This window comes from Sorangium sp. So ce185 (assembly GCF_051526825.1).
Taxonomy (GTDB): Bacteria; Myxococcota_A; Polyangia; order Polyangiales; family Polyangiaceae; genus Sorangium; species Sorangium cellulosum_D.
Genome location: NZ_CP150316.1, coordinates 264975 through 283419, shown reverse-complemented (window position 1 = coordinate 283419; position 18445 = coordinate 264975). Strand labels below are relative to the sequence as shown.

Here is an 18445-nt window from a genome sequence, read left to right as displayed (position 1 = left end):
GGCACCCCGCCGATCGCGCCCGCCGTGGCCGACGCGGTGTTCGCGCTGACCAGGCGGCGGCTGCGCTCTCTCCCGCTCCGGCTCGGCTAGAGCGCCGATCCGCTTGAAGCGCCCGAGAGTGAAGAGATTGGAACCACACAGGCACAGAGGGCACAGAGTTATCTCGTTGTTCCTCACGGCAGCTCGCGGATCACGCGGGCCGGGACACCTGCCACGACGCAGCGCGCGGGAACGTCGTGCGTCACCACGGCGCCCGCCGCCACGACGGCGTCCTCGCCGATGGTCACACCAGCCAAGATCGTGGCGGCCGCCGAAATCCAGACGTTCTTCTTGAGGACGATGGGCTTCGCCAGGGCGCGAGCCCGCCGTTCTGCGCGCTCGACGGGGTGATACGACGTAATGAGGTTCACCTTCGGCCCCAGCATCACGTCATCTCCGATCTCGATCCCTCCGATGTCCATCAGATGGCAGCACTGGTTGATGAAGACGTTCTTGCCAACGCGGATGTTGACGCCTTGGTCCGTGTAGAAGGGAGGGATGAGCGAGAAGCTCGGGTCGACCAGCCTGCCCGTCAACTCGCTGAATTTTCTCCGGATCTCGTCGGCATCTTCGAAGGAGAGCTCGTTGATCTCCCCGGCGAGCCTCATGGCGCGTCGGATGTTCGTGAACATCCTCTCGGACTCGCTCGAGCCAATCTCGATCACCCGGGCGGCAAACGCGGCGTCATTTCCGGTCGTCATCTCTTGGGTCCCTTCTCGGTTCGAGCCCGCAGCGCTCGGGGGGGAGCGCCCATCGGACACGGAGCACGATGCCGGGGCGGGGTCGGCCGATCAAACAACTGCTTTTCGTGGATGAACAACCGCCGGTTGTGCCGCGCCGGGAGGCCGACACATCGTCAGCGCCGCCCGCCTGCGGTCCGCCCGCCCCAACGCGCCCCGAGGGTTGCTGCTCGCCCGAGCGAGCTGTTACCTTACGCGCCCGCCAAGGCGCGAAGGTGACCCCACGTGGATCTCGAGAGCATACGCACGTTCGTCGCCGTCGCCGACACGGGCCAGTTTCGGGAGGCGGCGATCCGTCTGACGATCACGCAGCAGGCGGCCTCGAAGCGCGTGGCTGCGCTCGAGGCAACGCTGGGCGTCCGGCTCTTCGCGCGTACTCCGCGAGGAGCTCAGCTCACCCTGGAGGGGCGAGTATTCCTGCCGCATGCACGGGAGCTCCTCGCAGCGGAAGAGCGAGCCGTGAGCTCGGTGCGTCCTGAACGCCGCCCGTTGCGCGTCGACGTGATTCACCCGCAGCTCGGTCCCGCGCGGCTAGTCCGCGAGTTTCACGCCGTACATCCCGAGGTCGAGATCCATGTCGTCACGCACATCTTCGACATCCAGAGCGCATTGGCTGCTCTGAGGTCGGGGGCCATCGACGCCACGTTTCGCGCGGTAACCCAGGCGGAGCAGCTTGGTAGAGATATCAAAGCTGCCCGCGTCCTCGACGATCCGGTGGAGTTACTCACGAATCACGCTCACGCCTTGGCGGCGGCGACGGCGGTGAGCCCTGCCGACCTCAACGGCCACAGGATCTGGATGCCTGGCAACGTGCCAGGAACCGAGTGGTCGCGCTACTACGACGAGCTTTCTGCGAGCTTCGGAGTCGCGATCGACACGGTCGGGCCGAACTTCGGCATCGACGCGATCCTGGAGGAGGTCGCGGCGTCGTCGGCGGTCGCGACGCTGGTGGGGGAGCATATACGATTGGTGTGGCCCTCCGAATACCGGCTCCGCCGTATCCCGGTTCGCGATCCCATGCTGGTCTATCCCCATTCCATGCTTTGGCGAAGCGACGACGCGCACCCAGCGCTCCCGAAGCTCCGCCAGCACCTCCGGGCTCGAAGGGATACGTATCGACGCCCGCAAGCGTGGGCTCCTGGCTGGGCGCTTCAAATCGCGTAAGGTTCCTACGTCGACCAGCGCGCGCAGCGTGGCCGTACGCCGGAGCAGCAGCCCCCCTCGGCGTGGGGCGTCAACCCGGCGGCGCCGCCGCCGCCGAGCCCGCCGCGTTCGCGAACGCGATCCCGCTCTGCAGATCGCGTCGGACCACGACGCCGCCGAGCTCGATGTCGAGGCCGACGATGGCCCGGGACACCTCGGGCCGGATGCCGGTCAGGACGACCTGCGCCCCGAGCAGCCGGACCGCCCGCGCCACCTGCAGGAGGCCGGCGGCCGATGCCGTGTCGATGTGCGGCACACCCGTGACGTCGATGATCGCCACCCGCGCCTGCCGCTCGACCACCTTGCCCAGCAGGTTCTCCATGATCTGCTGCGCCCGCGCCGCGTCCAGCACGCCCACGAGCGGCAGCACGAGGACGCCCTGGCTGATGGGCACGATGGGCGTCGACAGCTCCTGGAGCGTCTTCGCCTGCATCCGGAGCGTATCCTCGAGCCGCTTTCGCTCGGTGACCACCTCCGTGAACAGCATGATCCCGCCGATCTCGCCGCTCGTCGTGTGCCACGGGAAGATCTTCCAGCGCACCCAGTCGACGTGCCCGTCGCTCCGCGGGAAGGCCTCCCCATCATTGCCTTCCGAGGCCCCCGCGAGGCACCGCCGGTGGACCGCCCTCCAGTGCTCGGGGATGTCGGGGAAGAGCTCATAATGGCTCCGGCCGATGATCTCTCGCTCTTTCAAGCCGTAATCCGCCAACCATCGGCTGCTGGCCAGGATGTAGCGCATGTCCCGATCGAACATGGCCACCGCGGCCGGGGTGTAGGTAACGAAGAGGCGCACATGCTCCTCGCTCCGGCGCAGCGCCTCTCGGAGGTGATCCCGCTCCTCCTCGACCTGCTCCAGCTCCCGGACGCGCTGCCTCAGCTGCTGGTTCTCCGCGACGATACCGCTGCAATCCGCCTCAAATGCCATCCGTTCCCCCGGTCCTATTCCGCCCTGTATATCAAAGAAGCACGTCGCAGGGCGATCGGAGCGGCGCAGCGCGTGCGCTGCCGAGGAGGGCGGCGGCGGCCGGCGCTCGACGCGCATCGGACCGCCGCGACCCGGGCGCGCGCTCCGCGAGGGGGCGCGCGCCGCGAGCGCGCCCGGGTCCGGCTGCGCGACCGGCGCCGCCGGCGCGCGGAGAGGAAACCGATGGCGAGCTCGGTTGTGGTGAGGGCGAGATGGCGGAGCTCGTGGTCGGCTCATGGTGCGTCGCGGCGGACGGGTCCCTCGCGCGGAGGCTCCCGTGAACCTCGCCGCGCGATCTCGGCTCGGCCCACAGGCCCGGACCGAAGAGATGCTCTCCCATCCGGGCGACGACGAGCGGGACGACCCGACCGAGCGCGTCGGTCCGGCGCCGCCGCCGGGTACCCCGGCCACGGCGCGGACCTCGGGCGCGGCGGCGCTGGAGCTCGAGGCGCTGTACCGCCGCCACCATCGCCTGGTGTACCGCCTCGCCCTCCGTTACGGCCACGGCAACGTGGCCTGGGCAGAGGACGTGACGCAGGACGTGTTCCTCGACCTGATGAAGGCGCTCGCGACGCTGAGCGATCGAGACAACCTCGAAGGATGGCTGTACCGGGCGACCTCGAATCGATGTCTGAACCGACTGCGGCGGGACCGGTTCCTCGCCCTCCCGCCCATCCGCTGGCTGCTCGGGCAGGACCAGGCCGATCCGCGCCCGGCGCTGGAAGACGTGACCATCGCGCGCGACGATCTTCGCCGGGCGTTCGAGGCGCTGGGCAAGCTGCCTCCCAAGGAGCAAGTCGCGTTCTCGATGTTCTATCTCGACGGCAAGGAGCAGGAGGAGATCGGGAGCGTCCTCGGCCACTCCAAAGGGTACGTGTGCAAGCTGATTCAGAGGGCGGTCGCGCGGCTCCGCGACGCCGGATGGGAGGTGAAGCCATGACGCGAGACCGTGACCTGCTCGCGTTGCTGCGCGAGGTGGACGAGCGGCTCGCGGCGGCGACGCCGCCGCCCCTACCAAAGGCGCGCGCCCTCGCGCGGCTGCGCGGGGCGCGCCCTTCGCTCGTCGGGCGCGTGGGACGCCCGCTCGTGCTCGCGGTCGCCGCCGGCGCGGCCGCGGTCGTCTTCGGCGCCACCGTCCAGCGCCCCGCGCCCCCCGAGGTCTCCACGCGCAGCCCCGCCGATCCGGCGGTCGGCATCACCGGCGATCGCCCCGACGGAGACGGCGGGCTCCCCGAGCGCACGCCCGCCGACAACCACGAGGCGGCGCCGCCCCGGATCCACGCCCCGCTCCTCCGAGGCCCGTCCCGCCCGATCGCCCCGTCGCCGAGGACCTCGCCCCCTCCGCCGCACAGCTCCGCGGCGCCGCCGGACCTGCGCGAGGCGCCTTCGGGGCGGCGCCGCAGCGAGCTCCCCGTCGACCGCGTCCCGCCCCCGCCGCCACGCGCGCGTACCCAGCCGCCGGCCGTCGCGCTCCCGTCGAGCCGGGGATGGGTCGACGCGCCGGAGAGAGGTCTGTCCCCGCACACGTCGCGCGGACAGCCCCCCTCGTGGCACCGCAGCTCCGGCGGCGCAGCCGCCCCTGCGGAGGCGGCCGGACAAGACGGGGAGCACGGCGACGAGAGCAGCGCCGCGGGCCCGGACGAATCTGGAGCAGCGGAGCCGAAGCCCCCGCACGAGGAAACGAGCTGCCGGACGGCGGAGGCCTTGTGGCGCGAGGCCGAGGCGAGCTGCGGCGCGCAGGGCCTCGCCCTCGGCGAGGTCAGGCTGCTCGATCCGTGCGGAGCCGGCGGCTATGGCCGTATCGAGCACACGTGCGCCCACGGCGAGCCGACCGAGTGCTGGCGCGGCGAGCTGGGGGACGGGCTCGCGTGCGTTCACGGCGTCGAGCTGAAGGATCAGGCCTACATCATGTGCAGGAACCAGGGCGCGGACCTCACCATGTTCGACTACGAGAGGGACAGCCCTGGCTGCACCGGCGTCACGACGGCCAGGGCCTTTTACGAGTGCTGCCCGGCGGCGGAGCCCCTGCCCTCGCCCGCGTGCTGGACGAGCAAAATCGACCACGGCGACGTGTGCCAGCCCCTGCTGACGCTCGATGAAGAGGCCAGCGCCCTGTGCGCGGAGACCGGCCAGCAGCTCTTCCACATCGGCTACGGCACAGGCGTGCTGCTCTGCCCCGAGGCCTGGGTCACCAGCGCGCTCTTCACCTGCTGCCCCTGAGCCGCGGTCGCAAGATGGCCTGACGGAGGAAACCGGCAGCCCGGCCGCGGTTGATAGAGCGCGGAACGACGAAGAGAGCGCGGCGACCGGAGCTCCGGCGGCGCGCGCGTCGACGCTGCCCGGCCAGTGCCGGGCTTGACGGAGGATACCATGCGTTCTTTCTGCACGATGGGTCTCTTGTTCACCCTATCGATTCCCAGCCTCCTCGCCGGCACAGGCTGCATCAGCCCCGAGCTTCCGGCCCCTGACAGCGATACGGTCTCGGCGGGCGTGGAGAGCGCCGACGCCGATCACGGATCGAGCTGCGATGACGACAAGCTGCCGCCTCCCCCGCCGTCCGGCAGCTCCGCGCCGGCGCCGCTTCCGCCTCCCCCTCCTCCGCCGGAGACGTGCTGGGGCGGCGAGCTGGGGGACGGGCTCACGTGCGTTTACGGCGTCGAGCTGAAGGATCAGGCCTACATCACGTGCAGGAACCAGGGCGCGGACCTCGCCATGTTCGACTACGAGAGGGACAGCCCTGGCTGCACCGGCGTCACGACGGCCAGGGCCTTTTACGAGTGCTGCCCGGCGGCGGAGCCCCTGCCCTCGCCCGCGTGCTGGACGAGCAAGATCGACCACGACGACGTGTGCCAGCCCGCGCAGACGCTCGATGAAGAGGCCAGCGCCCTGTGCGCGGAGACCGGCCAGCAGCTCTTCCACATCGGGTACGGCACAGGCGTGCTGCTCTGCCCCGAGGCCTGGGCCACCAGCGCGCTCTTCACCTGCTGCCCCTGAGCCGCGGTCGCGTCCCTCCCCTCTGCGCTCCGCGCGATGAAGCCTCACCGATGACGTGGGTCGCGCAGGCGATGGAGCACGGCGGCCGCGCTCGCGATCCCGGCCGCCGTCCCGCGTGTCGCGCTCCGCTTCGCTGCTATCCTCGGCCGGGCCGCCGCGCCGTCGCGGCGCCAAAGGCCGCATGACCCTCTACGATCCGACACGGCACGTCACGCTGCCGCCCGCCCCCTGGGATCCCGGGCGGGCGCAGGCGTGGCTCGAGCGATGGGCCGCGGACGCGCTGGCCGTCCGGGGCCGGCACGGCTGGCCGGTGCATCCGCGCGACGCCGAGGGCGCCCCGGGCCCGGGGGCGCCCCGCCCGTACCAAGGCCTGTACCTCGGCGCGTGCGGCGTCTGGCTCGCCCTCGCCCGCGCGGCGGCGGCGGGCTTCTGCAGCCTGCCGATGAGCCTGCCGGAGATCTTCGACGAGGTGCTCGAGGAGTACCTCCGCTCGCCCGACGACGGCCAGCGCGTGCCGTCGTGGTTCCTCGGCGAGAGCGCCCTGCTGACGGTGTGCTGTCTGGCCCGACCGGACGCGCGCAAGGCCGATCGCCTGGCCGAGATCATCCGCGACAACCGCGACAACCCCGCGCGCGAGGCGCTGTGGGGCGCGCCCGGGACGATGCTCGCGGCGCTGTTCCTGCACGAGGCGACCGGGGACGAGCGCTGGGCAGCGCTGATCCGCGACAGCGCGGCGGCGCTGTGGGAGAGCTGGACGCACGACGAGGCCCTTGGCGTCTGGCTGTGGGAGCAGGACCTGTACGGCCGCCGGGTCCGCTATCTCGGGGCCGCGCACGGGTGGGCCGGCAACCTCTACGCGCTCTGGCGCGCCCATGCCCTGCTGAGCTCGGAGCAGCGATCGCAGCTGCGCGCGCGGACGCTCGAGGGGCTCGGCCGTCTGGCGACGATCGACGGCGAGCTCGCCAACTGGCCCGCGCACGCGGGGCCGCCGTCGAAGCCGCTCTTGCAGTGGTGCCACGGCGCGCCCGGGATCATCACGTCGCTGCGCCACGCGGCGCTGCCCGAGGCGCTGCCGCTGCTCCTGAAGGGCGCGCGGTCGATCGTGGCCGCCGGACCGCTGGCGAAGGGCGTGGCCCTGTGCCACGGCACCGACGGCAACGGCGCCGCCCTGCTCGAGATCTACCGGCGCACGCAGGACGCCTCCTGGCTCGATCGCGCCCGCGCGTTCGCCACGTGGGCCATCGCGCAGTCGGAGGCCGAGCACCGCCGGGTCGGCCAGTGGCGCTACAGCCTGTTGACCGGCGACGCCGGGCTCGCCTGCTATTTGCTCGACTGCCTCGACGGGCGGAGCCGCGGCATGCCGGGGATCGACACCCTGTGGTGAGCGCGGCGCGGAGCCCGCCCGCCTGTCCGTGCACCACGCCGCCGCGCCGCCGCACGCAGGATCTGCCAGACCTCCCCTCTCGGCGGTACACCCGCCCCACCGGCGCTGTAGAGTCGGCCCCGGAGATCACCGCCGTCCTCAACCCTGGAGAGGTCCATGCTGACGAAGCTCGACGAGAGTGAAGCCGTCGCGTCCTGCGAGCGCTGCTGGGAGCAGGAGATCGTCCCCGCGCTGCACGACTACATCCGCATCCCCAACAAATCGCCGGCCTTCGACCCCGCCTGGCGCGAGAACGGCCACATGGACAAGGCGGCGTCGCTCCTCGCCGCCTGGTGCAAGGCGCAGCCGATCCCCGGGCTCACGGTGGAGGTCGTGCGCCTCGAGAACCGCACGCCGGTCATCCTGATGGAGGTGCCGGGCAGGGGCGACGACACGGTGCTCCTCTACGGCCACCTCGACAAGCAGCCCGAGATGACCGGCTGGCGGCAGGGGCTCGGCCCCTGGGAGCCGGTGCGCGAGGGCGACCGGCTCTACGGCCGCGGCGGCGCCGACGACGGCTACTCGGGCTTCGCGTCGCTCGCCGCGCTGCGCCTCCTGCACGAGCAGCGGCTCCCGCACGCGCGCTGCGTGGTCCTCATCGAGGGCTGCGAGGAGAGCGGCAGCCCGGACCTGCCGGCCTACATCGACGCGCTCGCGGACCGCATCGGCAAGCCGAGCCTCGTCGTGTGCCTCGACTCCGGCTGCGGCAACTACGACCAGCTCTGGACCACGACGTCGCTCCGCGGGCTCCTCCAGGGCACGCTCGAGGTGAGCATCCTGCGCGACGGCATCCACTCGGGCGTGGGCAGCGGCGTCGTGCCCTCGAGCTTCCGGATCCTGCGGCAGCTCCTGTCGCGCATCGAGGACGAGCGGACCGGGCGCGTCCTCGTGGACGCGCTGCACGTCGAGATCCCGAGGGAGCGCGTCGAGCAGGCGCGGGCCGCGGCCGAGGTCCTGGGCGCGACGGTCGTGAGCGAGCTGCCGTGGGTGCAGGGCGCGCGGCCGGTGACCGGCGAGGTGGCCGAGCTCCTCCTGAACCGCACCTGGCGCCCCGCGCTCTCCGTGACCGGCGCCGACGGCCTCCCGCCCATCGCCAGCGCGGGCAACGTGCTGCGCCCGTTCACGCGGGCGAAGCTCTCGATGCGCATCCCGCCGCGCGTCGACCCGAAGAAGGCGGCGGCGGCCCTGCAGCAGACGCTGGAGCAGGACCCGCCGTACGGCGCCGAGGTCCGGTTCCGCGTGAGCGAGCCGTCGCCCGGCTGGGACGCGCCGGCGACGGCGCCCTGGCTGGAGGCGGCGGTGCGCAAGGCGTCGCAGGCGTTCTTCGGCCGGCCGGCGATGGGGATCGGCGAGGGCGGGACGATCCCCTTCATGGCGATGCTGGGGGAGAAGTTCCCCGAGGCGCAGTTCCTCATCACCGGCGTGCTCGGGCCGCAATCGAACGCGCACGGACCGAACGAGTTCCTGCACCTCGGCATGGGGAAGAAGCTGACCTGCTGCGTGGCGAGCGTGATCGCCGACCACGCCGCGCGGCCGCGCTGAGCGGCCCGCGGCGGGCCCGGCGCCGCGGCGCGCTCAGCGGCCGCGCGCGCCCGCGCCGGGGGCGGCCGCGAACGTGAGCACGACCCGGGCCCCGCCCTCGCGGCCCTCCTCGATCCGGATCGACCCGCCGAAGCTCTTCATCCGGTTCGCCGAGAAGTGCAGCCCGATGCCGTTCGCGCCCTCCCGGGTCGTGAACCCGTATTGAAACACCTGCATCCGCGCGGCCTCGGGGATGCCTGGCCCGTTGTCCTCCACGGCGCAGCACACCTCGGCCCCGTCCTGCCACGTCGAGATCTCGATCCAGGGCTCGCGCGCCTCCGCGTCGCCGAGCGCCGCCCGCGCGTTGTCGAGCAGGTTGTAGAGGATGGTCAGGAGGTCGTGGCGGTTCGCCACGACGTCGTCGACCGGCCGCAGCTCGAGCTGCAGCGCGACGCGCGCGTTCACGAGCGCCACCCCGTGCGCGTGCAGCGCCTCGTGGATCACCTCGCTCACGGAGAGCCGCTCCGTGCGGTACGCGTTCCTGTACGCGTACCGCTCCTGCGCGCGGATGGCGTCGCGGATGACGTCGAGCTGCTCGCGCAGGCGCTCGACGTCCGCCACCGTCTCCGCCTGCTCCTGCTCCAGGGCGGCGAGCGCCAGCTCCACGTAGCGGCGCAGGCTCTCGCTGCGCGGCTCGCCCGCCGGCTCCGCGAGGTCCGCGCCGCCGCCCGCAAGCAGCTCGCCGAGGGCCCTCGAGAGCCGCGGCAGCCGCGACCTCGCGAGGCGGTCCCGCACCAGATCGGCCGTGACCCCGGCGCTGCTCAGCGTGTTGCCCGCGCTGTGGAGGACGTCCATCGCGACCTGCGCCATGCCCGAGTGCCGCGCGATCTCGGCCTGCTCCGCGCCGAGCTGCTGGTACGACCGGTAGAGCCGCACCATCGACCGCACGCGCGCGAGGAGCTCCCGCGGAGAGAACGGCTTCACCAGGTACTCGTCGGCGCCCCCGTCGAGCCCCGACGCGATCGCCTCGTCGTCCGCGCGCGCCGTGACCAGGATGACCGGCACGTGGCGCAGCACGGGGTGCGCCTTCAGCCAGGCGGTGAGCTCGATCCCCGACATCCGCGGCATCATCACGTCGGAGACGATGACCTGCGGGGGCGAGCGCTCGATGAGCTCCTGCGCCTCGATGCCGTTCTGCGCCTCGAGGAGGCGGTAGCTCGGCGACAGCAGCGCGCGCATGAACTGCCGCATGTCCGGGTTGTCGTCGACGAGCAAGAGCAGCGGCCTCTCCGCCTCCGCGGCCGGCCGCGCCGCGCGCGGGGCCCCCGGCGGGCGGCTCGACGTGCGCGCGGCGCGCGGCGCGCCGGCGTCCGCCTCCAGCCCCTGGCCGTCGGGCGCGGCGCCCACGGGCGGCAGCGAGCTCAGCCAGCGCCGCGTCTGCGCGGCGCTGTTCTCGCTGCGCGACCTCGGCTCGCCGCTCTCGGGCCCGCCGTCCTCGGCCGACCGCGGCAGGCGCACGCGGACCGTCGTCCCCCGGCCGAGCTCGCTCTCGATGGCGACGGCGCCGCGCATGAGCTCCGCGAACTGCTTGACCAGCGAGAGCCCGAGCCCCGTGCCCTCGTACCTCCGCTTCACCGAGCCGTCGACCTGGGTGAACTTCGAGAACAGCTTGCCGAGCTCGTCCCGCGGGATGCCGATCCCCTCGTCGCGCACGCTGAGCTCGAACGAGGCGTCGTCGAGCGCGCGCAGGGAGACCTCGACGTGCCCCCCCGGGTGAGAGAACTTCAGCGCGTTGCTGATGAGGTTGAGCAGGATGCGCTCGTACTTGTAGCGGTCCAGGAGGACCACGCCGAGCGCGTCGCCGCTCATCGACAGGGTGCGGCCGCGGGCCACCGCGCTCGGCCGGATGTCGTTCAGCATCAGCGCGGTGAACCGGTGAACATCCACCGGCTCCCAGTCGACCTCCATGCGCGCCGCCTCCGCCTTGGAGAAGTCGAGCAGGTCGCTCACCACGTTGAGGAGCCGCGCCGTGTTGCGGCGGATGAGCTCCAGCTCGTCGCGCACGTCGCCCGGCAGGGCCGCGTGCTGGGCCTCGAGGAGCCGCTCCAGGGGGGACAGGATCAGGGTGAGGGGCGTGCGCAGCTCGTGGCTCACCGTGGCGAGGAAGTCGCTCTTGGCGTTGTTGGCGCGCTCCGCCTCGTCCTTGGCGCGCTCCGCCTCGTCTTTGGCGCGCTCCGCCTCGTCCTTGGCGCGCTCCGCCTCGTCCTTGGCGCGGGCGAGCGCCATCTCGGTGAGCTTGCGGTCGGTGATGTCGGTCCAGGAGCCGAGGATGCCGAACACCTCGCCGCGCTCGTCCTTGAGCGGCACCTTGCACGTGAGCAGGTAGCGGGTGCTGCCGTCGGCCTGGCGCTGGGTCTCCTCGATGTTCAGCATCGGCTCGCCGGACTCCATGACGGCCTTGTCGAGGCGGATGTAGTGCTCGGCCTCCTCGCGGGTCCAGGGCAGGTCGTAGTCGGTGAGGCCGATGATGTCCTCGGCGCGGCTCAGCCCCGCTCCCCGGGCGCTCATCTCGTTGGTGCCGAGGTAGACGCAGTCGCGGTCCTTCCACCAGATGCTGTAAGGAAACGTCGATATGATGTGCCGTAAGAGCTGCTCTTGCTGCGGCCCCGGCAGGAACGGCGGCGTGCGCTTTCTATCTTTCGGATCCGGCATAGGAAGGCGTGACGACGGGCGGAGCTTTCCGTGGCTGCCCGCGCGGCGCCCCCGACCGGCGACCGCCACGCGACCTCCCCTGCAGTATGCCCGCTCCGCGTGCCGCCGGGGATGGACCTGAGACCCGGCGAGCATCCTATCTCACGCCGCGGGCGCGGCGCAAACCATCGGCCTGGGAGGCCGCGGGCCGCGCCCAGGGCGGTGAGGCGGCTCAGATCGTGATTCGCGTGCCGTCGAACCGGGTGAACGTGAACCCGTCGAACGGCTCGCGGAAGGTCCGGCGCTCGTCGCGGAGCAGGCTGATCGCCACCGCCTCGCCGAGCGCCAGCGACGCCGCGGCGTCCGTGCGCCAGTGGATGCCCGCCCAGTTGCGCCCGAAGGAGGCGTTGGTCGCCAGCTTGTTCAGCTCACCGCCCACGGTCAGGGGCGGCCCGCTGTAGGGGACGAGCCGTGTCGGGTCGGCCGGATCGGGGACGAACGGATCCTCGATGACGTGGTCCTCGTCGAAGAACGCCTTCAGGAGCGTCACGTTGACCCCGGCGATGGCGGCGGCGCCGCCCGGGTACGACCCGTGGAGCGGGGCGCCCTCCGGGAAGGCTTGCGGCAAGAGGTAGCTCCCGAACGTGTCGAACGTCAGCTCGACCGCCAGCGAGCCGAGGATGTCGTCGTGCAGCGGGTACTCGCGCCCGTTCGCGAGGCGCTGGTGGACCAGCCCGCCGTACCCCTCGGGGCGGATGCTGCGGTGCACGAACCACTTCTGCCAGTAGGCGGCGCGGATCGCGCGCGACGTCCCGAAGGGGAGGAGGCCCTGCAGGTAGGCGAGCGAGAAGGTCGCGGCGGCCGACGCCTGCGTCTCCGACGTGAGGTAGGGGTTCGTGGGGCTCAGGGGCGCCGCGATGCCCCCCGGCACGCTCGGGTTCGCGCTGCGCGCCGCGCCGAGGAGCAGCGCCGCGCCCCAGAAGCTGGCCGCGCCGCCGTGCACGTACTCCGCGAGATCGCGCCCCGTCGAGAGGTAGCGGCGCACCGGGTCGTACGCGATCGACCGGGTGGGGCTGAGCCCGTTCTGCACCGCGAGCCACTCGTTGTAATCGGTCTGGAAGTCGTTGCCCGGCAGCGCCGTGCGGAACGCGCCCTGGAGCACCTGCGGGCCATAGGGGATGTCGCGCAGGAGGAACTGCGAGATGTAAGGGCCGTCGAGCACGCCGGGAGGAACCACGTGCTTGGCCGTCCTGCCCGAGCGATCCCGGGGATCGGCGTAGGTGACGCTGCCGCGGAACAGCGTCTCCAGCGTGACGCGGCCGCCGGCCCGGGGGCCGGTGTAGCCCGAGAGGCGATCGATCTCCTCGATCGCGTCGGCCACGTCGCTGCTGCCGGCGTAGCTCTCGAACGGCACGTCCCGCAGCAGCGCCTTCCAGTAGACCTCGACCGCCTCGGCGGCCTTCTCCGCGCTCGCCAGCGCGGGGGCCGGGGGCACGCCGATCTGGGCCGGGGTCGTGCCGATCAGGCTGACGGCGAGCGTGCCGATCGGACTGACCAGCTTGCGGGTGCCGGCGAGCGGGATGGCCTCGAAATCGTCCCATTCGCGCGACGCGTGGGCGCGCGCGGCGACGCGGTACGCGGCCCGATCCACCTCGCCTCGCGCGTCGTGCGGCAGGCCGCGCGTGTCCGTCCCGATCTTGTTGGGATAGCGCTCCTCGTCGCCGTTGTCCGGGTGAGGCGCGATGGGCTCCTCGAACTGGTCGACCGCGGCCTCCACGCGCACGCGCAGCGCGCGCAGGCGGAGCTCGTGATCGAGCGGCGAGACGCGCGGATCGCGGCGCAGCGACCCGATCCCGTCGAGCAGGTCGTCGACGCCCCTGCCCCGCGCCGCTCGCGCGACGCCGGGGCTCCCGGCGAGGACGCCGCCCACCGCGAGCGAGCCGGCGACGCCCATGAAGGCGCGCCGGCCAGCCGCCTTGTCGGCCCTCGGTCCCTTCGCGGCGCCCTCGGGGCTCGCGGCGTCGGGCGTCGAAGCATCGCTCCGGGGATCGCGATCGTGAGAATCGATGGTCATGGCGTTCAGCTCCGTTCGTTGCATGGAGGTCGGCGTCCGCTCGCCGCGGCGTCCGCGGCCGAGCACCCGTGAGATCCGGCCCGTGAGCTCGGGTGGAGGCGTCTCGTCCAGGAAGCGGAGAGGGTGAATGCAGAAGACGAGCTTCCGGCGGCGCGCGCTCCGAGCGCTGACGAGGCCAGGAGGGGACAGGCAGCGGTCGCCGTCCGTATATCCGTTTTACAGGATGAACGTCTACTATAACGGATAACGTCGAGCAAGGACTTTGTTTTGCGGCGCACCTGCGGGCTTTTGTCGTCGGGGGCGCGATGGTATCGGGCGCGCATGCGACAGCGCGGCGAGGAGGGGGCGGGCTCCGCGATGCTGGACGGCGTCGTGCGTACGGCCGAGGCGCGGGATCTCGCTGGGGTCCTGGAGCTCTATCGCGATCTCCACCCGGAGGACGCGCCGCTCCCTCCCGAGCCGGAAGACCGGCTTTCTGGCGCGCCCGGGCGCTGACCGCTGAACCCGCGCCGTCGAGGGATGATCGAGGTGACGTGAGCTCGCGCGGCTGCTGCCGGCGCGAGGCGCCCGGCGCGCGCTACAGCACGGCTCCTGAGAGGTGCGAGCGGGAGGCAGAGTCCTGGTCGTCTTCGCGCGCAGGCGCGCTCTGCTCGCGGCGCGGACGCGCGACGCTCTCGAGCACCTCACACAGCCTCCGCGCGCTATGGTCCCAGTCGCGCCAGCCAGAGATGGCGGCGACCCGCGCCGCGTCATAGGGCTCGTAGGCGGCGCGCGCGAGCGCCGCGGCCAGCGCCGCCTGGTCCTTCGGCGGGACGAGCTCTCCGAGCGCCTCGCTGTGGAGGAGGCCGGGGATCCCGCCGACGCTCGTCGCCACCACGCGCCTCCCGCTCGCGAGCGCCTCGATCACGACGTTCGGGGTGCCTTCATGGCGGCTCGGCAGCGCCAGCACGTCACAGGCCGCCATCCAGTCGGCGATCTCGTGGTGCGGGCGAGCGCCGATCACCGTGAGCCGGCCCCCGAGCCGTTCGGCTGCCGCTCTGCACGCCTTCATCTCGGCGCCGTCGCCCACGAGCACGAGATCCAGATCCGCGTGCGCGGAGGCGAGACCCTGGAAGACCTCGATCAACTCGAAGATGCCCTTGTCTCGGACGAGCTGTCCGACGAAGAGGATCGTCCGGCGCTCCGGGGCGCGACCGAGGCGACGCCGCGCATCAACGCGGTCCTGCGGGCGGAAAACGTGCGCGTGAACGCCGTTCATGACGACATCGATACGCTCGCGCGGGACGCCGAGCGCCTCGACCCCAGCGGCGAGCTCGTGGCTGACGGCCACGATCTTCGCCGCGCGCTGGAGCCCCCAGCGCAGCGATCGCGCCACCGCGCGCCGGCTCGGCAAGACGTCGATGTCCGTGCCATGCACCTTGATGACCGTCGGGATCCGCAAGAGCCGGCCGAGGCACACGGCCGCGCAGCCGTCCGGGTACGCGAACGCCCCGACGATGACGTCTGGCGTAGTGCATCGCAGGGCGACCTCCGGGACGAGGGAGCCGGCGTACAGGGCGCCGTTCAACCCCTGCGCGATTCGAGGGACGTAGAGGAAGCGCGGGTGCCTGACCGGCAGCCCGTCGATCACCTCCTCTCGTGGCGCTCCCGTGGCGATCGGCCACTTCGAGAACCGCGCGGCGCCGGGGAACCAGGGGATCGTCGCCAGGACCTCCACGTCGCAATACCGCGACAGAGCGGCGAACTGGTGCCGGTTGAACGGCGCCTCTTCCGGTTGCATCGCATTGGGAAAGACCTTGGTGATGAGCAAGACGCGCAGCCGCCTCATGCGCCCCTCCGTTCCGGCCGTCCGAGGCGACAGGCACCTCGACGGGAGTTCTCGTACCTTTCGTGAAGAGCCGCGTGCTCCGGCCGCGCCTGCCGAGGCGACCACGTACGTTGCGTACGGGGTGGCTCGCCTGTCACCCAGAACAGACGAGCTCGAACGCCGAGCGACATGGTTTGTTCGAACGCACGAGGGCGAACGAGGCACGCAAAGAGCCCAGCGTCCGCGAGTGCCGCTAATTCTTGAACGGTACCCGCTCCACGGTCAATAGGAAAGGATAGAGTTGCCGCGCCGTCGCGAGCGCGCTTGATCACGACTGGAACGAATGCGGCTCATCGAGGCCGGTGCGCTGACGAGGCGTGCGCCCCGGTCGTACACAAATCTGCAAAACGGAGTATCCTTCGCGCCATGGAAGACGCGATCCGCCTGCCGTCACGCGATGAGCTCCGGCCCCACGCGCTCGACGGGGCGCTCCTCTGGTTCCACCCGCGGACGGGGACGAACGTGCGCTGGGACGGCGCCGAGACGCGCCGGTTGACGCGGCGGGCCCCGCGCGTCGCGCTGTTCGGCATCACCAACCGGTGCAACCTCGCGTGCTCGTTCTGCTCGCGGGACCTGGAAGCGGGGAGCGAGTGGACGGTGGACGGGGCGTTCGACGTGCTCTCGGGCCTCGCGCGCCGCGGCCTCCTCGAGGTGGCGTTCGGCGGAGGAGAGCCCCTCGCATTCGCCGGCTTCGACGAGCTCTTGGCGCGCCTCGCCGAACGGACCGCGCTCGCTCTCCATTTCACCACGAACGGCACGCTGCTCACGGAGCGGAGGCTCCGCGCGCTCGCGCCGCACGTCGGGGAGATCCGCGTCTCGGTGTACCGAGACACGCCCTGGGAGGACCGGCTGGAGCTGCTCGCGGCCGCGGGCGTGACGTTCGGCGTGAACGTGCTCGCGACGCCCGCGCTGCTCCCCTCGCTGCCTGCGCTCCTCGAGCGGCTCGCCCAGCTCGGGTGCCGCGACGTGGCGCTGCTGCGGTATGTAGGGCTCGACCCGGACAACCACCTCGGCCCGGAGGGCGAGCGGCGCCTCGCCGAGATCATCGCGGACAGCCCTGTTCGCGCGCGGCTCTCGGTCTGCTTCGGGGACCGGCTGGAGCCCGTGCCGCGCCTCTTCGAGGGGGTGGACGGCGATTGTGGGGCCGGGCTCGACTTCGTGACGATCACCTCGGATCGCACGCTCAAGGCCTGTTCGTTCCAGAAGCGGGGGGCGCCGGTCCGGTCGGCGGACGACGTGCTCGCCGCCTGGTCTGCCGAGCGCGCGCGGCTCCTCGGGCCCGCGCCGCTCCCGGGCTGCGCCCGGCCCGCGCGGCGCAAGCCGCCGCTCTCCGACGGTATCCGCATCTGGCAGGGGTTCTCCGGCAACAACAGCGGCGACTGCGTGCTCGTCGGGCGCTTCGAGGAGCTCGACGACGCCCGCCGCTACATCGACGATCTCTTGCCGGGATGGACGCCGGGCGAGCCGTTCGGGAAAGAGTGGCTATCGCTCCTAGAGCGCGAGGGGATCCGCCTGGAGGGCGGAGAGGTGGCGCCGGACTCGATCGCGCGCGTCGGGGGGAGCGTGATGGTGCACACCGGCATGGCCGCGGACGACGACTTCCCTTCGCTGCGAGCGCTCCTGTGGAAGCGGGGCGGACGAGCGGTGTATTCCGGCGTCCACGAGCACGATCCGGTGGAGATCGTGGCGGGCCTGCGGTTCGAGGACGCGGCCTCGCTGGAGGCGGCGGAGATCGCGCTGGCGGTGGACGACGTCGCCGTCCTCGAGAGGCGCGGCCTCGACCTGTACGGCCCCGTCCCGGTCCGCCACGTGTCGCTCTCCGCCGGGGCGCCGGATCTGGGAGCGCTCCACGGCACCATCGCGCAGCTCGCGGCGATCGCCGAGCGGCACGGCGCCCATCTGGCCGCCGAGCTGGCCCCGCTCCCCGGTGACGCCCGCTGGCCTCAATGGCTCGCCGCCCGCCCCCCGAGCGCCGACCGCGCGCGACTCTGGGCCTCGTTCCCGGACGCCGCAAAGGCCGCCTCCGTGGCCGACTCGCTCGACGGCAGGGCGGTGATCGCGGACCGCTACCTCATCGCCACGTCGGCGCGGATCCCGACGCGCTACGGCTTCCAGATCCAGCGCGCCGGCGGAGCCGCGGAGTGGATGGATGGCGGCCCGGTCCGGCTCTCCGCCACGTTCCAGCGGCGTTCCCAGGAGAATACGGCGTGCATGACGCCCGCGGCGCTCAAGGTGGCGTTGCGGCCTTATCTGACCGCGGAGGACGAGCTCGCGACCGACACGGGGTGGAGCCACCCCTTCGCCACGGTGAGCACCGCCGAGCCGGGTCGCGTATTGCCCGCGCTCGTCGACTTCGCGCGCAGCCACGGGCTGGAGATGTGGCTCGACGCCGCGCCGCGTGACCGCATCGTCGCCGTGATCGCGCGCCTGGAGGACGACCTCGCGCGGGCGCAGAAGGCCGCGCGGACGAAGTAGCACGCTGTCGCTCGCGCGCTCGCCTCTGAATCGCGGCTTCGTGTCGCCGCTGCCGGGCGCGAGCGATCCGGCGTATCCGAACCATTACCCCGTGATCTCGCCGGGCGACGCCGACGTCGCAGGTCCCGGAGGAGAACAACCACACGCCGGCCTGGGACGTGTTCCAGATCGAACCACGGCGATGATCAGGGGCCGCCCGCATATTCCGCTATAACGGACAATATTCCACTATATGGGACACGCGCGAATCATGACCTCGGCAGCCGACCGGGCGCAGGAGCGGACGCCCCGAGCCCCGCTCGGCCCGCCGGTCACCCGCTGCCGCCGTCCGTGAATGTCGCGACCCGCCCGCGCATCGGAGGCGTCTGGCGCGGGGAGCGCCTACGTCCACCACGCCGCCCGCGGCGAGCGGATCAGCACGATTCCTTCGCCTCCAGCAGGGCCGCAGCACGAG

Annotated in this window: 13 protein-coding genes; 8 read left to right on the top strand and 5 right to left on the bottom strand. The window is 72.1% G+C overall.

What is annotated here, in order from left to right; genetic code table 11:
* Positions 1–173: 173 nt before the first annotated feature.
* The gene (locus tag WMF26_RS01080) at positions 174–671 is read right to left on the bottom strand and encodes a sugar O-acetyltransferase (RefSeq protein WP_437998785.1); all 498 of its coding nucleotides are present in this window, start codon (positions 669–671) and stop codon (positions 174–176) included.
* Positions 672–1004: 333 nt separating this feature from the next.
* On the opposite strand from WMF26_RS01080, the gene WMF26_RS01075 reads away from it, so the two are divergent.
* Positions 1005–1943 (top strand): LysR family transcriptional regulator, encoded by a 939-nt coding sequence (locus tag WMF26_RS01075; protein WP_437998784.1) that lies wholly within the window; start codon positions 1005–1007, stop codon positions 1941–1943.
* Between the two features lie 70 nt (positions 1944–2013).
* Here the strand turns inward: WMF26_RS01075 and WMF26_RS01070 are convergent, their stop codons facing one another.
* A complete protein-coding gene (locus WMF26_RS01070) occupies positions 2014–2907 on the bottom strand; it encodes an STAS domain-containing protein (RefSeq protein WP_437998783.1) in 894 nt (297 codons plus the stop codon).
* Between the two features lie 367 nt (positions 2908–3274).
* Here WMF26_RS01070 and WMF26_RS01065 point away from each other — a divergent pair, with 367 nt between their 5' ends.
* From WMF26_RS01065 to WMF26_RS01045, 5 genes are all read left to right on the top strand, one after another.
* On the top strand, positions 3275–3886 hold the full coding sequence (locus tag WMF26_RS01065) for an RNA polymerase sigma factor (protein WP_437998782.1): 612 nt from the start codon (positions 3275–3277) through the stop codon (positions 3884–3886).
* Positions 3883–5166: a hypothetical protein gene (locus WMF26_RS01060; protein WP_437998781.1), complete on the top strand. Its 1284-nt coding sequence runs from the start codon at positions 3883–3885 to the stop codon at positions 5164–5166. The genes WMF26_RS01065 and WMF26_RS01060 overlap by 4 nt, the downstream gene beginning before the upstream one ends.
* 150 nt (positions 5167–5316) lie before the next feature.
* Positions 5317–5940 carry a hypothetical protein gene (locus WMF26_RS01055; protein ID WP_437998780.1) on the top strand — a complete coding sequence of 208 codons (624 nt, stop codon included), beginning with the start codon at positions 5317–5319 and terminating at the stop codon, positions 5938–5940.
* A gap of 181 nt (positions 5941–6121) precedes the next feature.
* Positions 6122–7324 carry a lanthionine synthetase C family protein gene (locus WMF26_RS01050; protein WP_437998779.1) on the top strand — a complete coding sequence of 401 codons (1203 nt, stop codon included), beginning with the start codon at positions 6122–6124 and terminating at the stop codon, positions 7322–7324.
* Positions 7325–7480: 156 nt separating this feature from the next.
* Positions 7481–8905: a M20 family metallopeptidase gene (locus tag WMF26_RS01045; protein ID WP_061627042.1), complete on the top strand. Its 1425-nt coding sequence runs from the start codon at positions 7481–7483 to the stop codon at positions 8903–8905.
* Between the two features lie 33 nt (positions 8906–8938).
* Here WMF26_RS01045 and WMF26_RS01040 read toward each other — a convergent pair whose 3' ends face one another.
* On the bottom strand, positions 8939–11596 hold the full coding sequence (locus WMF26_RS01040; protein ID WP_437998778.1) for an ATP-binding protein: 2658 nt from the start codon (positions 11594–11596) through the stop codon (positions 8939–8941).
* A gap of 211 nt (positions 11597–11807) precedes the next feature.
* The gene (locus WMF26_RS01035) at positions 11808–13649 is read right to left on the bottom strand and encodes a vanadium-dependent haloperoxidase (RefSeq protein ID WP_437998777.1); all 1842 of its coding nucleotides are present in this window, start codon (positions 13647–13649) and stop codon (positions 11808–11810) included.
* A gap of 321 nt (positions 13650–13970) precedes the next feature.
* Between WMF26_RS01035 and WMF26_RS01030 the strand changes: the two genes are divergently transcribed.
* On the top strand, positions 13971–14144 hold the full coding sequence (locus WMF26_RS01030) for a hypothetical protein (protein ID WP_437998776.1): 174 nt from the start codon (positions 13971–13973) through the stop codon (positions 14142–14144).
* 82 nt (positions 14145–14226) lie between these two features.
* Here WMF26_RS01030 and WMF26_RS01025 read toward each other — a convergent pair whose 3' ends face one another.
* Positions 14227–15477 (bottom strand): glycosyltransferase family 4 protein, encoded by a 1251-nt coding sequence (locus WMF26_RS01025; RefSeq protein WP_437998775.1) that lies wholly within the window; start codon positions 15475–15477, stop codon positions 14227–14229.
* Positions 15478–15882: 405 nt separating this feature from the next.
* On the opposite strand from WMF26_RS01025, the gene WMF26_RS01020 reads away from it, so the two are divergent.
* Complete coding sequence (locus WMF26_RS01020) at positions 15883–17991, top strand: radical SAM protein (RefSeq protein WP_437998774.1); 2109 nt, start codon at positions 15883–15885, stop codon at positions 17989–17991.
* The last annotated feature ends 454 nt before the right edge of the window (positions 17992–18445 follow it).